Origin of the sequence: Paenibacillus sp. Y5S-9 (genome assembly GCF_036894235.1) — a bacterium.
Taxonomy (GTDB): domain Bacteria; phylum Bacillota; class Bacilli; order Paenibacillales; family Paenibacillaceae; genus Paenibacillus.
Genome location: NZ_CP145887.1, coordinates 4,034,427 through 4,053,522, shown reverse-complemented (window position 1 = coordinate 4,053,522; position 19,096 = coordinate 4,034,427). Strand labels below are relative to the sequence as shown.

16 protein-coding genes are annotated in these 19,096 nt (G+C 42.1%); 12 read left to right on the top strand and 4 right to left on the bottom strand.

Going from position 1 to position 19,096, the window contains the following annotated elements; all coding sequences use genetic code 11:
• Nucleotides 1-56: 56 nt before the first annotated feature.
• Nucleotides 57-1,385, top strand: coding sequence for a type I glutamate--ammonia ligase (gene glnA / locus V6669_RS17840; protein WP_091029299.1), 1,329 nt, complete (start codon nt 57-59; stop codon nt 1,383-1,385).
• 111 nt (nt 1,386-1,496) lie between these two features.
• Here glnA and V6669_RS17835 read toward each other — a convergent pair whose 3' ends face one another.
• Complete coding sequence (locus V6669_RS17835; RefSeq protein ID WP_338587288.1) at nt 1,497-1,961, bottom strand: tyrosine-type recombinase/integrase; 465 nt, start codon at nt 1,959-1,961, stop codon at nt 1,497-1,499.
• A 299-nt stretch (nt 1,962-2,260) separates the two neighbouring features.
• Entirely contained in the window at nt 2,261-2,728 is a 468-nt protein-coding gene (locus V6669_RS17830; protein WP_249912397.1) for a hypothetical protein, read from the bottom strand.
• A 1,393-nt stretch (nt 2,729-4,121) separates the two neighbouring features.
• On the opposite strand from V6669_RS17830, the gene V6669_RS17825 reads away from it, so the two are divergent.
• Nucleotides 4,122-5,423, top strand: a complete 1,302-nt coding sequence (locus V6669_RS17825; protein ID WP_338587284.1) for an aldehyde dehydrogenase — start codon at nt 4,122-4,124, stop codon at nt 5,421-5,423.
• A 106-nt stretch (nt 5,424-5,529) separates the two neighbouring features.
• On the opposite strand, the gene lexA is transcribed toward V6669_RS17825, so the two are convergent.
• Complete coding sequence (lexA, locus tag V6669_RS17820) at nt 5,530-6,156, bottom strand: transcriptional repressor LexA (RefSeq protein WP_017688034.1); 627 nt, start codon at nt 6,154-6,156, stop codon at nt 5,530-5,532.
• Between the two features lie 306 nt (nt 6,157-6,462).
• Here lexA and V6669_RS17815 point away from each other — a divergent pair, with 306 nt between their 5' ends.
• The 8 genes from V6669_RS17815 to V6669_RS17780 all read left to right on the top strand — a co-directional run bounded on the left by V6669_RS17815 (nt 6,463) and on the right by V6669_RS17780 (nt 13,473).
• Nucleotides 6,463-6,840, top strand: coding sequence for a LysM peptidoglycan-binding domain-containing protein (locus tag V6669_RS17815; protein WP_091020706.1), 378 nt, complete (start codon nt 6,463-6,465; stop codon nt 6,838-6,840).
• Between the two features lie 95 nt (nt 6,841-6,935).
• Nucleotides 6,936-7,145, top strand: coding sequence for a DUF896 domain-containing protein (locus tag V6669_RS17810; protein WP_017688036.1), 210 nt, complete (start codon nt 6,936-6,938; stop codon nt 7,143-7,145).
• 125 nt (nt 7,146-7,270) lie between these two features.
• Nucleotides 7,271-7,780, top strand: coding sequence for a hypothetical protein (locus V6669_RS17805; protein WP_017688037.1), 510 nt, complete (start codon nt 7,271-7,273; stop codon nt 7,778-7,780).
• 28 nt (nt 7,781-7,808) lie between these two features.
• Nucleotides 7,809-8,600, top strand: coding sequence for an HAD family hydrolase (locus tag V6669_RS17800; protein ID WP_091029314.1), 792 nt, complete (start codon nt 7,809-7,811; stop codon nt 8,598-8,600).
• 557 nt (nt 8,601-9,157) lie between these two features.
• Complete coding sequence (locus V6669_RS17795) at nt 9,158-10,120, top strand: ABC transporter permease subunit (protein WP_091029317.1); 963 nt, start codon at nt 9,158-9,160, stop codon at nt 10,118-10,120.
• Between the two features lie 12 nt (nt 10,121-10,132).
• Nucleotides 10,133-11,005 (top strand): carbohydrate ABC transporter permease, encoded by an 873-nt coding sequence (locus V6669_RS17790; protein WP_036613592.1) that lies wholly within the window; start codon nt 10,133-10,135, stop codon nt 11,003-11,005.
• A 56-nt stretch (nt 11,006-11,061) separates the two neighbouring features.
• Nucleotides 11,062-12,696: an extracellular solute-binding protein gene (locus V6669_RS17785; RefSeq protein ID WP_338587279.1), complete on the top strand. Its 1,635-nt coding sequence runs from the start codon at nt 11,062-11,064 to the stop codon at nt 12,694-12,696.
• A gap of 102 nt (nt 12,697-12,798) precedes the next feature.
• Entirely contained in the window at nt 12,799-13,473 is a 675-nt protein-coding gene (locus V6669_RS17780; protein WP_091020712.1) for a GntR family transcriptional regulator, read from the top strand.
• Between the two features lie 96 nt (nt 13,474-13,569).
• Here the strand turns inward: V6669_RS17780 and V6669_RS17775 are convergent, their stop codons facing one another.
• Complete coding sequence (locus V6669_RS17775; RefSeq protein WP_047843398.1) at nt 13,570-14,115, bottom strand: cupin domain-containing protein; 546 nt, start codon at nt 14,113-14,115, stop codon at nt 13,570-13,572.
• Nucleotides 14,116-14,294: 179 nt separating this feature from the next.
• On the opposite strand from V6669_RS17775, the gene metH reads away from it, so the two are divergent.
• A complete protein-coding gene (gene metH / locus V6669_RS17770; RefSeq protein ID WP_338587276.1) occupies nt 14,295-17,735 on the top strand; it encodes a methionine synthase in 3,441 nt (1,146 codons plus the stop codon).
• Nucleotides 17,736-17,812: 77 nt separating this feature from the next.
• A complete protein-coding gene (gene rnz, locus V6669_RS17765; protein WP_017688042.1) occupies nt 17,813-18,751 on the top strand; it encodes a ribonuclease Z in 939 nt (312 codons plus the stop codon).
• The last annotated feature ends 345 nt before the right edge of the window (nt 18,752-19,096 follow it).

Below are 19,096 nucleotides of genomic sequence, written 5' to 3'. Positions count from 1 at the left end.
AATGTACAAATATAACAGGCAAGCCAAATACGCAGATAAGAAAGGGAGAGGTTATAGTGAGTTATACAAAAGAAGACATTCTCCGCATTTCGAAAGAAGAAAACGTACGATTCATTCGATTGCAATTTACTGATTTGCTTGGAGCTATCAAAAACGTTGAGATTCCTGTGAGTCAGTTGACTAAGGCTCTGGATAACAAAATGATGTTCGATGGATCTTCCATTGAAGGTTATGTACGTATTGAAGAGTCCGACATGTACCTCTATCCAGATCTAGATTCTTGGCTTATTTTCCCATGGGTAGCAGAGAACCGTGTTGCACGCCTGATTTGCGACGTATATCTTCCGGATGGTAATCCGTTCCCAGGAGATCCACGTGGCATCTTGAAACGTAACCTGAAGGAAGCCCAAGATATGGGATTCACTTCATTCAACGTTGGTCCTGAACCGGAGTTCTTCTTGTTCAAAACAGACGAAAAAGGGAACCCAACTAACGAACTGAATGACCAAGGTGGTTATTTCGACCTTGCGCCTACGGATCTTGGTGAAAACTGTCGTCGTGACATCGTTATCACACTTGAAGAAATGGGCTTTGAGATCGAAGCTTCCCACCATGAGGTAGCTCCAGGTCAGCATGAGATCGACTTTAAATATGCTGATGCTCTGAAAGCAGCTGACCAGATCCAAACGTTCAAACTTGTTGTTAAAACGATTGCACGTCAGCATGGTTTACATGCTACATTCATGCCGAAACCGCTGTTTGGTATGAACGGATCCGGTATGCACTGTAACCAATCCTTGTTCAAAGGCAATGAGAACGCATTTGTTGATGAGTCGGACGAGTTGGGTCTGAGCAAAACTGCTCGTCACTTCATGGCTGGAACTCTGAAGCACGCGCGTGCGTTTGCAGCAATTACTAACCCAACTGTGAACTCATACAAACGTCTTGTACCAGGTTATGAAGCACCTTGTTATGTAGCATGGTCTGCTAGTAACCGTAGCCCAATGATTCGTATTCCAGCTTCCCGTGGTCTGAGTACACGTGTTGAAGTTCGTAACCCGGATCCGGCTGCTAACCCTTACCTGGCTTTGGCTGTTCTGTTGAAAGCAGGTCTGGACGGAATCAAACGTGAGCTTTCCTTACCAGCTCCAATTGACCGTAACATCTACATCATGTCAGAAGAAGAGCGTGTGGAAGAAGGCATTCCAAGCTTGCCAGCTGACCTGAAAGAAGCATTGAATGAATTGATCCGCAGCGAAGTCATCTGTGATGCTCTCGGCGACCACGCCTTGGCTCACTTCTATGAGCTGAAAGAAATTGAGTGGGATATGTACCGCACACAAGTCCACCAATGGGAACGCGATCAATATATTACTTTGTACTAATAGCTCAATCCCTTGGCGCTCTAGCGCTGAGGGGTTTTTCTTTTTGTGGGCAAGTACCTATATATTTAAAGAAAAATCAAAGTGCCCACAAAATGCCCACAAAATATTTTTCTATTCGAAAATTTCTTCAGTGAATTTCTCAAATCTATCTATATTGCTTTTCTGGATCTTGCCAGAGATGTGGGCATATACATCTGATGTGATCTGCATGCTTCCGTGACCTAATTGTTCTTGAACGAATTTCATATCTGCTCCGGACTCAATTAAAAGAACAGCGCAGGTATGTCGGAGAGAGTGAATGGGGAGGGATAGGAGATCACAACGTTGTAAGATGCGGGAGAAGGCATTGAACAATGATGATTTAGGCATGAAGTTCCCATCTTCCCTACATAGAACCAGATCAAGGTCATGGTGGTATCTATCCCCAAATATCCCCTTGTTATGTTCCTGCCACTCTCTATGAAATTTGATGTCATTTACTAGATTTGTAGTAATTTTTATTTTTCTTTGTGATTTATCTGTCTTGGTGTCACCGAATAATTCTTCTTTGTTTTTCAGTGGACGATAGCTAATCACTTGTGAAAGCTTCGAAGGAGGAGATTGGTAAAGTTAGTACAAAGAAGAAAAAACAGGACTCTATTATCAAATTGATAGGGTTCTTTCCCAGTTTTAATAGTTATCAGATTATGTAATAATATTTATAGAAAAAATTAGTGTTAATATGGAAATTGATGAAATTAATGATGCTCACAGAAAAAACATTGGCATGGAGCCACGGGTAGTTTATGAACCATACCTTCAAAGTACTGCAAATAAAAAAAGGCCCTCCTGCAAAATTAGCTGGGGACCCATTTGAACATCTACTATAATATTACTTAGCTAGTTTTTGTGAATTGAATTGTATAAGGTTCGTTGTAGTTGTTAATGCCGTTATCCATGATTCTGAAGTAAACCTTCTCACCAGGTTTAGCATTCCAACTAATTGCCTCAGGGTATCCCCGTCCATTCCAGTTATCCATTTGAATGGATAGGATCGCACCACTTGCATTCATTTTAATAACACCCATAACAATGTCGAAGTTAGCTGGTGGAGTGGCTATAACAGAATATGTGATTTCGGATGAACCGTTTGTATTGTCGACCACATAAAAATCGTTGTCGCTCATGCTATCTAAATACTGTGTTGCGCTAAATCCGGAAGACTGGCTAACACTTGAGTACATCACTTCTGCTGTCTCAAAGGAATCAGCCCAACCGGTTTTAGCGAATGCAGAACTTGAACCGAATGCCAATAAACAAGCAGTTGCCATAACAGAAATAGAGAATTTTCTTAATCTTTTCATTTTCAAACCTCCCAAATATACTAGAACCAATAGAGTAAGATTCTGTTTTAAGTTATTATTTGAAATTAAAAGTATCGAAGAGCTCTCGCATAAATAGGTTGGCCAACCATGGATAAATATACCATATGTAATTGTTGTTTGTAAATAATAATATTGTAAAATGTTGGGTTTTTAATTATTATTTTGGAATGCCCTGTTTATTGAATTGATTAAAATAAGTTCTTTTAAAAAATCCAATTGTAAAATAATAGATTTAGGTGATTGATCAATTATACTATCAGACATTATCCGCAAATATAGACTTCCTCACAGCAGCCTTAACTCAGGTACGCGTATCCATCTGCAGGAATTCAAGTGGATCCTGAGGAACTCATTGATTATGGCGCCCCAGTAGAAGGATATATCGTGTTATCCATTAAGATTACGGGCGGTAGATACTTCCGAAAGCAGTACGAATCCAGGACACAAAAATAGGAGCTATACATGGCTCCTTAATTACTGGATATTTGATTAGTTAAAGTATGTTTGGATTAAAAGAACTATACTTTCTAAAAATACCATATAATTAAATGTAAATTATGACATATATTACGTTGTGATTTGTATTTCACACCCTACAGGTCTACTAACGTATCTTCCAAAAATTCTTCCAACTAATTAAGAATATATCCAATCTAAAAAGATTTGGACGATCATGAAATGCAGCGGATCAGTGAGATACTAGATGACTCTTATAATAGAAGTAGTACAGTTGATTTGATATTATTTAACCCTTTCTTTCAAGGCCGCTCGCAGGAGTAGTTGTTGGATTAAAATCTGCTCGCTGTTATAGTGTAGACGTTTAAGGACAAGATTATCTTAAAAGTAAATTCATTACAAATATATCCTAAAAATCCCTTAGAGTATTCCTCATCAGCTCAGATAACACTTCTGTTTTTATCTGTAAGCAAGATTTACATTTGTATAAAAAAACATGTTCGTTCGATTTAGATAATGGCAAACCGTAAAACTCTCTTTTCATTAATGAAAGGGGAGTATTTTTGTATGATAACTAAACCTCTCCCATCTGATGAATTGTATCACTTCATGTTTGTTTTAGCGCAAAACGATTGTCATTTATTTAGTAACCTATGAAAAAGAAACTGAAAATAAAATTCTTTCTTACAGTGCATTAAACTGTCTGAAACAAAAGATTTAAATCAAACTTCCTTAGAAATTCTAATAGCCACGACATAGTAGCAAGTACTATCATTCATTCTTTCAAAATTCCAACCATCGTCCAATATATACAAATGGATGTTTCATTTGTATGTTGAAAGTTTCATATAGAAGAGGTATACTTTAATTAAATTTTGAGCAATTTAATTTTAAATAATTAATTGGAGATGTTAATATGGATCAAGCAAAACAATTAGTGACAGAACAACGTACATTTTTTTATACAGGACAAACTAAAAATATCGAGTATCGGACTAATGCGCTTAAACAGCTTAGAAAAGGAATTGAAAAGTATCAGCAACGGATTCAAGATGCACTTCGGGCAGATTTGAACAAATCAGAGGCGGAAGCTTACGGTTCAGAGATTCGTATTGTTTTGGGTGAACTGGATTTTGCATTAGAACACCTGCAGGAATGGGCTTCACCTAAACAAGTCCCAACCAATCCGGCTATGCCGGATGGGGTGAGCACCATTTACCCTGAACCATACGGAGTGGCGCTTATTATTGCACCTTGGAACTATCCTTTCCAATTGGCCTTCGGTCCACTGATTGGAGCAATTGCAGCCGGTAACTGTGCAGTTATCAAGCCTTCTGAATTAACACCAGCCGTATCTCGTCTAACGTATGATCTGATTCAGGAGATCTTCCCTCAGGAGTATATCGCCGTTATGGAAGGGGAAGTCGAGGCCAGCACAGCATTGTTGAAAGAGAAGTTTGATTATATTTTCTTCACAGGAAGCACAGGTGTTGGTCGCATTGTTATGAAGGCAGCTGCGGAGCACTTGACTCCTGTAACTCTTGAGTTGGGCGGTAAAAGTCCTGCTATTGTCCATAGCGATGCAGATCTGAAGCTGGTGGCTCAGCGTATTGTTCGTGGTAAGTTCCTGAATGCAGGCCAAACTTGCGTTGCTCCGGATTATTTGCTTGTACATGAACAAGTTCATGATGAATTGATCAATCTGATTGGTGCAGAGATCAAAGATAAATTTGGAGATGATGTGTTACAGAACACTGATTTCCCGCATATTGTCAATGCTCGTAACTTTGATCGGTTATCGAAATTCCTCACAGATGGCAAAACGCTGATAGGTGGACGATCTGTACGTGAGCAGTTGCTGATTGAGCCGACTGTACTTGGAGATGTGAACTGGGAATCAGCTGTAATGCAAGAAGAGATCTTCGGTCCGATTCTTCCTGTATTTACGTACAGTGACTTGAACCCTATGCTGGATGAGATTGTTCGCCGGCCAAAACCATTGGCGTTATATCTCTTCACACAGGATGAGCAACTGCAGGAACAGGTTCTGAATCAAGTATCCTTCGGTGGGGGATGTATTAATGACACACTTTCTCATATGACATCACATTATCTCCCGTTTGGTGGTGTAGGAGAGAGCGGTATGGGCTCATATCACGGGCAACAGAGCTTTGATGTGTTCTCGCACCACAAGAGTGTTCTGAAACGCAGTGAATAATTAGCCGTTAAAATAACATAAACATGAAAAAAAAGAGGTTGTCCTGTTGATCAGGACAACCTCTTTCGTATTTCATTACATCTAGTTTTGTTGCTCATGTTAAATATTAATGAATATCTCGGAAAAGGCCAATGACTTTACCCAGAATACTAACGTGTTTCAAACGTAAAGGTTCGAAGGTCGCATTCTCCGGTTGAAGGCGAATGTGATCTTTCTCTTTATAGAACGTTTTCACTGTAGCTTCATCGTCTTCAGTCATTGCAACAACGATATCACCGTTATCAGCAGTTTGCTGTTGACGGACAATAACGTAATCTCCGTTAACGATTCCAGCTTCCACCATACTATCTCCGACTACCGAAAGCATAAACACTTTCTGTTCGCCTACATAATGTGTCGGAAGAGGGAAATAGTCTTCAATGTTCTCGGTTGCAGTGATTGGAACCCCGGCTGTAACCTTACCAACGACAGGAATACGTGCAACGCTATGAGCAAATTGATGAGAATGCTCAGATTCTTCCTGGCTCAAAAGCTCAATGGCTCTTGGCTTGGTAGGGTCGCGTCGGATCAAACCTTTTTTCTCCAAACGATCCAAATGTCCATGTACTGTTGAGCTGGAAGCCAGTCCAACAGCTTCACCAATTTCCCGTACGGAAGGAGGATACCCCTTCAACCGGACTTCATTTCGTATAAACTCCAGAATAGCCTGCTGCCTGCTGGATATCTTCGACATACCGTATCAACCCCATTTTAGTAACGTTTGGGAAAATTATAACATAGAACCTCCGTTCGTACAAACATAAGTTCTAAATAAAATGGCATTAAATCAGTATTTTTTAACTTTTAGAACCGAATTTGTCCAAAAGGCAGAGCATAATACTGCAAATACTTTGCAAATGCTTTGCAAAAGAACTTCATTAAGATATTTCTCCTTCAAAAAAGAAGCGAACAATTGTTCTAAAAATCTATTGAACAAAACAAGTGTTCGTGTTATATTGATTTCAACAGATAGGAACAAACGTTTGGAGGCGGGTATTTAATGAGATATTCTACTTATCAAAGCATTTATGAACCAATGAATTCGGAACTGGTGAAGTCTAACATAGGGAACTACAAGAAGGTTTTAGCACGTTTCAAGATTTCTTCATGGATGTTAAAGGTAGCCATTACTTCTTTGATTATATTTATTGGATGCAGCACTGTTTTAACTGTATTTGCTGGCAATGAGAATGATGTTCTACCTGGAGGAAAGATAGCCGTTTCACAAGGGGAAACATTATGGAGTATTTCTTTGGAACATAAACCGACGAATATGGATACACGTATTTATATAGAAGCAATTAAGAAAGTGAATCAACTTCATACAACTTCCATCCAAGTGGGACAAGTACTAGCTCTACCGCAATTTGCAGAATAAAATGCACATCAATGAGTGTTAACGCGTGTCAGCTTGACAAGCTGCCTTTATCATGGCAAAGTTAATATGACTTTGTATTTTTGGAGGGGACAAGCTTGGATATAGATAGTCTGGTAGCACGCATTAACGAATTGGCTCGTAAGCAAAAGTCCACTGGATTGTCGGAGGAAGAACTTGCTGAACGTGCCGAGCTAAGAGAGATTTATTTGAGTAATATTCGCAGCAATTTCAGACAACAACTGGATACCATTGAGATTGTTGATGATGAGAATGACAAAGGCCACCAAGGCAAACTCAAACACTAACGAAACCTAATGATATCATTATGATATTTAGGTTTCTTCCTGTTATTTTGAGTGTGCAATTTATAGGGGGAAATGTTGGTTTGCAATTATGTAAGCCGATACAAAGACACATAAGGGGGATTCTCATGTCGCGTTCGTTCGAGAGAACGGTTAAGAAAAATTCCAAGCAGTTAAATCAGCAACGCAAAAAAAGTGGTCAACCAATCACAGGTACACCAGGTGAAGAAGTCTTTAAGGGACGCAGCCTGTTGTTCCCTATATTTTTGATCGGTCTCGCCTTTTTGTATCTGTTTATGAGCACGTTCCTTGTGCAAGCTCCGATGACAACCTGGGACTGGGTGACGATGCTGCTTTACGTATTTTTGGCAGTCATCTTCATGCTTCGCCGTCCATACATCAAGATTAGCAGTAATCGGATTATAACGACGAAGGGTAATCGTGAACGTTCAATCGGGGTTGACGATATTGTCAAATTCAGAATTGAACCAGGTACAGTTGTTATCGAACATAACAGTCGCGGAAAAAGATGGGTGTTTACCAAGTTATTGAACCGTTACGATACAGATGCGATTGCAGAACGTTTGCTGAAGTTTGCAAAAGCACACCAAATCACCGTGGAAACCGTCGAAAAGTAATTATTGCATAAAGGGGTAGATGATCGGAATGGCGTTAAAAGCGATTTTGTTCGACCTAGATGATACTTTATTATGGGATGAGCGTAGTGTTCGAGAAGCTTTTCATGAGACTTGTCTAATCGCAGCGAAAGAGACTGGGGTTAAACCAGAAGAACTTGAAGAAGCTGTTCGTAATGAGGCACGTGGACTGTATGAATCATATGAAACCTTTCCTTTTACCAAAATGATTGGAATCAATCCGTTTGAAGGCCTTTGGGCTAACTTTACTGGTGGGGATCAACCTGAGTTCCGTCAGTTGGAACAGCTTGCTCCAGTTTACCGTAAAGAATCCTGGCGTCGTGGCTTGTTGAAGTTGGGTATAGATCGGGAAGATCTTGCTGAACAACTGGCCGCACAGTTTGGAGTAGAACGGAGATCCAGACCACATGTATACGAAGAAACGATGGATACCTTGCGCCAGTTACAAGGAAAGTACAAACTGTTGTTGTTAACGAACGGTTGTCCTGCTTTGCAACAAGAGAAGTTGGATGGTGTACCTGAATTGACTCCTTTCTTTGATGAGATTATTATCTCGGGTAACTTCGGAAAAGGAAAACCAGATCCGTCGATATTTGAACATGCTTTGAATAAACTGGGTGTTAAACCCGAAGAGAGCATGATGGTTGGAGACAAGTTAACGACTGATATTCGTGGTGCTTTATCATCTGGCATCCAATCCGTATGGATTAACCGTGAGCATAAGACCAACAATGAAACGTATGCGCCAGACCATGAAATAACGCATTTATCGGAATTAAATCAGCTTATTGCTAATTTCTAAGCAGATCAGCTATAACATCTTTCCTCAGCACCCTGAAACATTGGAAGCTTCAATGAACGATAATGTCGTTCTTGAAGTTACCAATGTTTTTTTATTTGAGCTTGTTGACTAAATTACCTTGTTAAAAGAGATCTCCATTTTTTTTTACTAAAAGTTATTGAAATTAGGGGGATGCTGGATTAGAATATAACTAACATACTAGTATGACTAGTATTTAGATTGTCCTAAAGCAATTTCTTTTTGACTTACTTCATTAAAATGGAAGCAGGGAGTTATTGCTAATTATTTTATATTGATTGTAAGCGCTTAATATTTTGAAAAAGCTTCTTTTGATTTGGAGATCACACCACTTAGTAAGTGCTAATTAATGATGTGAAGCACCTTGGATTGTGTGAGTCTACATAATACATCAAATTGATATCGCTTACATTTGGCAATTGTCTATTTCGTAGTGGGGGTGAAGTTGAAGGATTGGTTGTCTTCTACAAGAGGAGAAACGATGGGAGTTGTACATGAATTACTCTTACTTATCAAGTCCTGGATCGGAGTGAAAACACATGGAGTCGGAAACCGCTAAAACAACGTTAACCATGACATCTTTACGTAAAGAAAGCAGATTACGAACGGCAGCAACCTTGTTTCGCAAAGACTGGCAGTTGTATTCACTATTAATCCTTCCCATCATCTATCTCCTTATTTTTAAATATGGGCCGATGATTGGTAATGTGATTGCGTTCAGACGTTTTGTTCCAGGGGGAAGTATATTTGGAGAAACGTGGGTTGGATTAAGATACTTCAAAATGTTCATTGAGGACCCTACCTTCTGGAGAGTATTTGGTAATACGCTGATGTTAGGCGGACTTGCGTTGCTCTTTACATTCCCGGTTCCAATCATTTTTGCCTTGATGCTTAACGAAGTGAAGAGTAAACGATTCAAAAAGTTTGTACAGACCGCGTCTTATCTGCCTCATTTTCTGTCCATCGTTATCGTTGCGGGTATGATCCTGCAGCTGACAGCAGTGAATGGTTCCATTAATGGACTGGTGGCTTTCTTCACCGGAGACAATATTCCTTTTATGCAGCGGGCTGAGTGGTTCAGAACAATCTATATCACTTCTGAGGTATGGCAGGGTATGGGTTGGGGAGCGATTCTGTATCTGGCTGCACTGACAACCATTGATGATTCTTTGTATGAAGCTGCGCGTATCGATGGTGCCAATCGATGGAAGCAAACGATTCATGTAACGATACCAGGGATCTTGCCCACGATTGTGACGTTATTGATTTTGAACATGGGTAATTTCCTGGCTGTTGGATTTGAAAAAATCTTACTCTTGTACAATCCGCTGATCTACGAGACATCTGATGTGATCTCCACTTACCTGTATCGGGTCGGACTGGAATCCAGTAACTTCAGTTATGCTACCGCAATTGGCTTGTTCGAATCGCTGATCGGTCTGATTCTGGTGTTCTCCGTAAATGCCATCTCACGCAGACTGACACAAAGAAGCTTATGGTAAAGGAGGAGCATCATGCAGGAATCCAGATCTTATAAGGTATTTAAAGTATTCAACGTCATCTTTCTGCTGTTCGTGGTATTTATAACGCTCTATCCATTTTTAAATGTCGTGGCACAATCCTTCAGTAGTGAGTCCTATATTAATTCGGGCAAGGTTAGTCTGTTCCCAAGAGGATTCAATGTGGAGACATACAAAACCATCTCACGTGACAGCATGTTCTGGACGAATTATAAAAATACGATTATCTACACTGTAGTAGGTACGTTAATCTCCATGTTCATGACGACCATTTTTGCATATGCCCTATCCAAAAAGAGGTTGATGGGTCGCAAGTTTCTGACGATGTTTGCCGTATTCACCATGTTCTTCAGTGGTGGATTGATTCCAAACTATGTGTTGATTAATTCTCTTGGGTTCAACAACACCATGTGGGCACTTGTTGTTCCTGGCGCAATTAGCATATACAACATGCTGATCATGAAGTCATTTTTTGAAAATATGCCTGAAGAACTGGAGGAAGCTGCCTCCATTGACGGTTTGAACACATACGGGATCTTGTTACGCATTATATTGCCGCTTAGTAAAGCAGTTATGGCAACCATGGTGCTGTTCTACGCAGTAGGTCATTGGAATTCCTGGTTCCCAGCCTTTCTGTATTTGGACAAAAAAGAACTGTTCCCGGTCACCATTTATTTGCGCAATATGATTGCCGGAGCGACAAGCGGGGCGTCTGCCGGTGCAACCTCAGCTGATAACCTGACACAGATTGCTGCCAATATTAAGTCAGTAACGATGGTATTAACCATCTTGCCGATACTCACCATCTATCCATTTGTCCAAAGATACTTTGTAACCGGTATCATGTTAGGGTCTGTTAAACAGTAATACGTAGCAGTTCTATGGCAAGGTCAACCTAAACCAAATTCAGGGGGATAACCTAAATGAATCAAAAGCCACGTAAGTTTGTTGGTAAAATGGTGTTGGCATCAATGATGACCGTTGTTCTGGCAGCATGTAGCAGCGGTACCGGAGCTGGAGGTGACGTCACAGAAGTTCAAACCAAGGCAGCGATGGAGACGTACAATGTAGGGGATACATTCAAGGCGACCGAGCCATTTAATCTCTCCATACTCTATAGTGATCAACCTAGTTATCCATATAAAAAAGACTGGTTACTTTTTAATAAAATTACCGAACTGACGGGTGTTACGCTTGAGCCAACGATTGTACCGATGAGTGATTACCCTCAGAAGAGATCTCTGTTGATTAGCTCCGGTGATGCACCTCTGGTTATTCCTAAAACGTACCCTGGTGAAGAGGCTGCATTTGTGTCCTCCGGTGCGATCTTGCCAATTAGCGATTATATTGATTTGATGCCAAACTTCAAGGATAAAGTGGAAAAATGGGGTCTAGAAGATGAACTTGAAGGACTTCGACAGGAAGATGGGAAGTACTATGTACTCCCGGGTCTGCATGAAGAAGTATGGCCAGATTACACACTACTCGTAAGAACGGATGTTTTTGAAGAAAATAACATCGCGATTCCAACCACATGGGACGAATTGTATGATGCAGCCAAAAAACTAAAAGAGATTTACCCGGATTCCATTCCGTTTTCGGACCGATTCCAATTTAATAGTACGTTGAACATCGCTGCTACTGGCTTTGGTACCAAGGCTGGATGGGGTTTTGGTAACGGATTGACGTATAAGGAAGATCAGGATGAATTTGTGTACACGGCTACAACACCAGAATACAAAGAGATGCTAACGTATTTTAACAAATTGGTATCCGAAGGGCTGCTCGATAAGGAGAGCTTTACACAGGATGATGATCAGGCTGTACAGAAATTTGTATCCGGCAAATCATTCATGATTAATGGTAATTCCCAAACGGTGGTGCTGCACCGAAATGATATGGACAAAACGCTGGGAGAAGATAAATACTCAGTTGCAAAGATTACAGTACCTGGTGGACCAAAAGGGCAATTAATGTCCGGCTCCAGACTTGAAAACGGTGTTATGATATCCGGGAAAATTCAAAAAAACGAAAACTTCAAAGCTATTATGCAATTTGTGGATTGGTTATACTACAGTGATGAGGGTCAAGAGTTTGCCAAATGGGGCGTTGAAGGCGAAACATTTACCAAAGAGGGCGGAAAACGTAAATTGGTAGAAGATGTGAACTACAATGGCTTGAATCCTAAAGGCACGAAGGATCTGCGTATTGACTTTGGTTTCTCTGGTGGAGTATTTGCCTACGGTGGTACTACAGATCTGTTGCAATCGATGTTTAGTGAAGAAGAGTTGAAATTCCAACAAGACATGAAGGATACCAAGGAAGTGATCCCGGCAGAACCACCAATTCCATACTCTTCTGAGGACCGTGAACGGGTGACGCTTCTGAGTACACCATTGAAAGACTACTCTGATCAAAATACACTTAAATTTATCTTGGGTGAGCGGAACTTGTCCGAATTCGATACATTTGCCAAAGAGCTGGAGAGTCAAGGATTATCTAATTATCTGAAGCTGGCAAATGATACGTACAAAGCCTACAAAGAAAACAAGCAATAATATAGTGGATGTTGGCCAGATTACCGTTTCACACCGATATATAAGTGGAACGGTAATTTGTGCTAAGATGAATGAATACGGCTGATAGAAAGAGGTCTATGCATGTCACTTAATCAAAAAATTAGAGGCTCGACCCGGGCATATTCATATAACCTGTTAAAAGAACGAATTCTTCACCTGGAACTTAAGCCGGGTACCAAGATTTCAGAGAAAGAGATTGCAGATGAACTGCAGGTGAGCAGAACACCCGTTAGAGAAGCATTCATGAAGCTTGCTGAAGAAGAACTGCTGGACATTATTCCCCAGAGTGGAACGATCGTCTCTCATATTAATCTGGAGCATGTGGAAGAAGGCAGGTTTATGCGGGAGAAGATGGAGAAGGAAATCGTGACTTTGGCTTGTGTTTCTTTTCCTGAAGAGTTCAGATTTCGACTTGAAACCAACATTGCAATGCAGGAAGTCTGTATAGGAAAAAACAATTTCTATCGGCTTTTTGAACTGGATGAAGAGTTTCATCAGATTTTGTTCCAGGGCACGGGTAAGCTGAGAACATGGAAAATGTTGCAACAACTGAATATTCCGTTTAATCGGTTGCGTTTATTACGTCTTGCGGAGGACTCCAACCTGGAGGTCATTATTTCCCAGCACAAAGAGATTTATCGGCTTATCACAGAGCGGCAGACTGAGCAAGCTGTTCAGGTGATGGAAGCTCATCTTAGACTAGTTGTTATTGAACAGGAATCGATTAAGGCGAAATACCCGCATTATTTTATATAATGCAACGATGCTGTATAATACTCTCCATATGCATATGCGAAAACCCCTGTTCAATTGAACAGGGGTTTTGGTTAAGCAAGTTGTAACACGAGAGTGTTAGGCTTGTTTGATAAAAGTAGGATCAGGGTATGGATCTGCAATCCAGCCATCTTTTTCGATGAACAGACGTACAGCAATAATTTGTTTATTCTCCATTAAAGTGAAGAAGTGCGGTGTATTCTCAGGTACAGAGATAACGTCTCCAGGAGACAGTTCTACATTAAAGTAGCCCACATCATCAGTAGCTTTGATAACAAAGATTCCTTTACCAGCGACAATTGCACGAATCTCATCTTCAGCGTGGGTGTGGATCTCTTCGAACTTGGCCAGCTTTTCTTCGATATCTGGTGTTTGTTCGGACAGCGTGATGACATCCCAGATCTGGTATCCACGACGTGCAGCCAAATCTCTGATTTCATAATCGTAAGTTTCCAAAACCTCAGTTTTCTGTTCATCAGTTAATCCAAAGTTATTTTGCAGATCAGTGTTCAGTTTGGATGCGTCCCACTTCTCATATAATACTTCGTATTTGTTCAAGAAATTTCGAACATTTTCGTCACCAGTGATGCGTTCGTTCGTATTTCGGATAACAATTTCAGCCATGTTCTTTCCCTCTTTTCCACTTGGTTTAATTGAATTATATCGGATTGCTTTGTTTTTGTCGATTCTCAAATTCCGTTCATATTCGTGCAAACCCGCCATCTTTCGGGACCAAACCCGATCTTTCACATTAAGTTAGTTTCTGTTAAACTAAGATTTAACGTTTTGCGGGGGTGAAGATATTGGATAAGATTAGTCTACACGATGCATTAAAACAACGAATATTAATCCTCGACGGTGCAATGGGGACCATGATTCAACAAGTTGATCTGACTGGCGAAGATTTTGGCGGCGAAGATTTGGATGGATGTAATGAAATGTTAGTGCTTACTCGTCCAGAGCTGATCCAGCGCATTCATGAAGAATATCTGGAGGCTGGCGCTGATTTAATTGAAACCAATACATTTGGTGCCACATCCGTCGTGCTTGCTGAATACGATATTCAGGATCGGGCACGTGAGATCAACCTGGAAGCAGCCAGAATTGCGAAAGCTGCGGTTGATCGTTTCTCCACACCTGAATCTCCACGTTATGTGGTAGGTGCGATGGGACCAACAACCAAAACACTGTCTGTAACTGGGGGAGTAACGTTCCAGGAACTTATCGACAGTTATTTGGAGCAAGCGCTTGCTTTAATAGAGGGAGGCGTTGATGCGCTACTACTCGAAACCTCACAGGATACCCTCAATGTAAAAGCAGGCAGCATTGGAATTCAGCAGGCCTTTGAACAGAGTGGCGTTACACTGCCCCTGATGATATCAGGAACGATAGAACCGATGGGTACGACCCTTGCGGGTCAGAACATCGAATCCTTTTATATATCCTTAGAACACCTTAACCCAATTTCGGTAGGACTAAACTGTGCTACGGGTCCTGAGTTCATGCGTGATCACATTCGCTCGCTTTCTGGAATGGCATCGGTTGCCGTTAGTTGTTACCCGAACGCGGGTCTTCCGGATGAGAACGGTAATTACCATGAGTCACCAGACTCGCTTGCTCAGAAGATTGGTGCTTTTGCCGAACAGGGCTGGTTGAATATTGCTGGTGGATGTTGCGGGACAACCCCTGCACATATTCGGGCAATGCGCGATAAACTTGCCCAGTACCCCCCAAGAGAAATGAACGGAACACATCCACCTGCATTGTCTGGTATAGAACCAATCTACATTGAACAGGACAATCGTCCATACATGGTTGGTGAGCGTACGAACGTGCTGGGATCACGGAAATTCAAACGACTCATTGTAGAAGGCAAATATGAAGAAGCTTCGGAAATTGCTCGTGCCCAAGTGAAAAATGGAGCGCACATTGTTGACGTGTGTGTACAAGATCCGGACCGTGAAGAGTCTGAAGACATGGTGAAGTTCCTTGAACTGGTTGTGAAAAAAGTTAAGGTTCCTCTCATGATTGATACGACGGATGCTTCAGTAATTGATCTGGCCCTTCAGTACTCACAAGGTAAAGCGATAATTAACTCCATTAACCTTGAGGATGGCGAAGAGAAATTTGAGCTGATTACGCCGTTGCTTCATAAATATGGTGGTGCGGTTGTTGTCGGAACGATTGACGAACGAGGTCAGGCGATTAGTCGGGAAGACAAGCTTGACGTAGCCAAGCGCTCTTACGATTTGCTAGTGAACAAATATGGACTCAAACCAGAAGACCTGATTTTTGATACGTTGGTGTTCCCGGTTGGTACCGGAGATGAACAGTACATCGGTTCAGCCAAAGAAACCATTGAAGGTATAAGAGTTATTAAGGAAGCGATGCCTGAATGTCATACGATACTCGGTATCAGTAACATTTCATTCGGACTGCCTGAAGCAGGTCGTGAAGTGCTGAACTCTGTGTTCTTGTATGAATGTACCAAAGCAGGTCTCGACTATGCCATCGTGAACACAGAGAAACTGGAGCGTTATGCGTCCATTCCAGAAGAAGAGCGCAGGCTCTCGGAAGAGCTTTTATATAACACGAATGATGACACACTGGCGGCGTTCGTAGCGGCGTTCCGTAACAAAAAGGTTGAGAAGAAGGAAAAAATCTCGAACCTTTCATTAGAAGAGCGTCTCGCTTCATATGTAGTAGAAGGAAGTAAAGAAGGATTGCTGCCAGATCTCGAACAGGCACTTGCCAAATACACAGCACTTCAAGTGATTAACGGTCCACTGATGCGGGGTATGGAGGAAGTAGGTCGTCTCTTTAACAACAATGAGTTAATTGTAGCTGAGGTGTTGCAGAGTGCGGAGGTTATGAAGGCTTCTGTAGCATATCTGGAGCAATTCATGGAGAAGAACGAGACTTCGGTTAAAGGCAAGATCATTCTGGCTACGGTCAAGGGCGATGTGCATGACATCGGTAAAAACCTGGTTGAAATCATCCTGTCCAATAACGGTTACCGGATCATTAATTTGGGTATAAAAGTACCACCAGAACGTATCATTGAGGCGTACCGAGAAGAAAAAGTCGATGCGATTGGCCTCTCGGGGCTATTGGTAAAATCAGCGCAGCAGATGATTCTGACCGCTCAGGATTTGCGAACAGCAGGTATTGATGTACCTATTATGGTTGGTGGAGCGGCGCTAACACGTAAATTCACCAAAAATCGTATTCGTCCTGAATATAACGGAATGGTTGTATACGCTAAAGACGCGATGGACGGTCTGGATCTGGCGAACAAATTGATGAATCCCGTTTCACGTGAAGCGATGCAACTGGAGATGGAAGCTGAGAAAGAAGCTGATGCTTCAGGTGCTGTAGCTGTTCAGGCTCTTCCAGAGCTTACACGAGTGGAGCGTTCGGATATTGCTGTAGATCATCCGGTTCTTGTCCCGCCTGATCTGGAGCGGCATACGATGCGTAACTACCCATTATCACATATCCTGCCATACGTGAACATGCAGATGTTGCTTGGACATCATCTGGGGTTGCGCGGATCAGTAGAACAACTGCTTGCTTCAGGTGACAAGAAGGCTACAGACCTGAAAGCAGTCGTGGACGATATTATGCAAGAGGCTGTTCGTGACGGGATTATTCAGGCACATGCCATGTATCGTTTCTTCCCGGCACAGTCCAGTGGTAACAGCATTATTATCTATGATCCAAAGGACACGAGTAATATTTTGCATACATTTACGTTCCCACGTCAAAAAGTCGAGCCATTCCTGTGCCTGTCCGACTTCCTGAAACCTGTTGAATCCGGTCAAATGGATTACGTTGGTTTTATGGTTGTTACGGCCGGACACGGCGTGCGTGAACTATCCACGGCATGGAAAGATCAAGGGGATTACCTTCGCTCGCATGCTCTGCAATCCGTAGCGCTCGAAGTAGCAGAGGGATTAGCTGAGCGTGTGCATCATATGATGAGAGATATATGGGGATTCCCGGATTCTGCGCAGATGACCATGAAGCAACGTCACGGTGCACGTTATCAAGGGATCAGGGTATCCTTTGGATATCCGGCTTGTCCGGATCTGGAAGACCAAGGGCCGCTTTTCAAGTTGCTTCAGCCTGAGGATATCGGTGTGGAATTGACGGAAGGTTTCATGATGGAACCTGAAGCTTCCGTATCAGCGATGGTATTCAGCCATCCGCAAGCCAAGTATTTTAATGTAGAGAAGGCATAAATTCAGTAGAGTGTCAGGCAAAGCCCTCCGCATTGTCGGAGGTTTTTTGCTGGCAACAGAAAGAGGTGCGATCCAGAATGGAACTATATTTCCTGGGAACTAATGCTGGTGTACCTACGCTTCAACGGAATGTAACTTCCATTGGGCTACGCATGTTGGATGAGCGCAGAGCTTTGTGGTTGTTTGACTGCGGGGAAGGAACGCAGCACCAGATTTTAAGTTCGCCGCTTAAACTGAGCAAATTGGAGAAAATATTCATTACTCACCTGCATGGTGATCATGTATTTGGACTTCCAGGTCTGCTATCGAGCAGAGCCTATCAAGGTGGCACCACACCATTAACCGTATATGGTCCGCCAGGTACGGAACGAATGATCAGTACAACAATGGAGCTTAGCCAATCCCGGGTGAACTATGATTTGAATATCGTGGAACATACGGGCGGCGTCCTGTTCGAGGATGACAGTTTTATCGTGGAAGCTGCTTTGCTTGAGCATCGGATTGACAGCTATGGATACCGGATTACGGAAAAAGATCGTCCAGGAAGCCTGGACCCAGCCAAACTGGCGGAATATGGTCTGAAACCAGGCCCATTGTTCGGCCGGCTGAAACGTGGAGAAACCATTACGCTGGATAACGGTGATTCGCTTCGTCCAGAAGATGTATTGGGAGCGCCAAAACGAGGCATGGTGATCACCATATTAGGTGATACACGTCCATGTGACAACGTACAGCCACTTTCCATCAATGCAGATGTACTTGTGCATGAAGCTACATTCATGCATGATTTGGCCGATACAGCGCATGAGTACTATCATAGTACTTCTAAACAAGCGGCAGAAGCGGCTAGAGCAGCCAATGTAGGGCAACTAATCATGACTCACTTCAGTTCACGCTATAAGGATGAGGATCAACTTCAGCCACTTTTGGAAGAGGCGCAGTCCGTATTCCCGAATACCAGACTTGCAAACGAACACCAGCTTATTCCTGTCGTGCATCGCAAGCAAGAATCTTAACCCTGATTGCGAACCAGTGCACGGCTAAACACGTCATATAAAGATCCGGGTAATTGCACGGGACTGAGGGAGAGGAACTCCCGCGGTCCCTTTTGCAATCTGGTCAGAAAGCGTGTAGGATGGGCAATATGAAGAGGGAAATGATTCAAATTATTTTCCGGGAAAGCGCAGGAAATGACAAGCTTGTACAGAAGACGCGCGAGTTAAACCGTCGGTGTTCGATCCGGTTCGACTTGTTGCGTGCATATGTCAGCAAGCCATTATTTTTTGCCTGAATACATAGGTTCGCGGTCAAGTTCGAGGTAAATGATTAAGGACATTAAATGTTAATGGAATGAAGAAAGG

What these genes read in the sequence shown, in the direction of transcription:
- V6669_RS17830 (WP_249912397.1), bottom strand. Translation starts at nt 2,728, where the DNA reads ATGAAAAGATTAAGAAAATTCTCTATTTCTGTTATGGCAACTGCTTGT.
- V6669_RS17825 (WP_338587284.1), top strand. Translation starts at nt 4,122, where the DNA reads ATGGATCAAGCAAAACAATTAGTGACAGAACAACGTACATTTTTTTAT.
- lexA (WP_017688034.1), bottom strand. Translation starts at nt 6,156, where the DNA reads ATGTCGAAGATATCCAGCAGGCAGCAGGCTATTCTGGAGTTTATACGA.
- V6669_RS17815 (WP_091020706.1), top strand. Translation starts at nt 6,463, where the DNA reads ATGAGATATTCTACTTATCAAAGCATTTATGAACCAATGAATTCGGAA.
- V6669_RS17805 (WP_017688037.1), top strand. Translation starts at nt 7,271, where the DNA reads ATGTCGCGTTCGTTCGAGAGAACGGTTAAGAAAAATTCCAAGCAGTTA.
- V6669_RS17800 (WP_091029314.1), top strand. Translation starts at nt 7,809, where the DNA reads ATGGCGTTAAAAGCGATTTTGTTCGACCTAGATGATACTTTATTATGG.
- V6669_RS17795 (WP_091029317.1), top strand. Translation starts at nt 9,158, where the DNA reads ATGGAGTCGGAAACCGCTAAAACAACGTTAACCATGACATCTTTACGT.
- V6669_RS17790 (WP_036613592.1), top strand. Translation starts at nt 10,133, where the DNA reads ATGCAGGAATCCAGATCTTATAAGGTATTTAAAGTATTCAACGTCATC.
- V6669_RS17785 (WP_338587279.1), top strand. Translation starts at nt 11,062, where the DNA reads ATGAATCAAAAGCCACGTAAGTTTGTTGGTAAAATGGTGTTGGCATCA.
- V6669_RS17780 (WP_091020712.1), top strand. Translation starts at nt 12,799, where the DNA reads ATGTCACTTAATCAAAAAATTAGAGGCTCGACCCGGGCATATTCATAT.
- V6669_RS17775 (WP_047843398.1), bottom strand. Translation starts at nt 14,115, where the DNA reads ATGGCTGAAATTGTTATCCGAAATACGAACGAACGCATCACTGGTGAC.
- rnz (WP_017688042.1), top strand. Translation starts at nt 17,813, where the DNA reads ATGGAACTATATTTCCTGGGAACTAATGCTGGTGTACCTACGCTTCAA.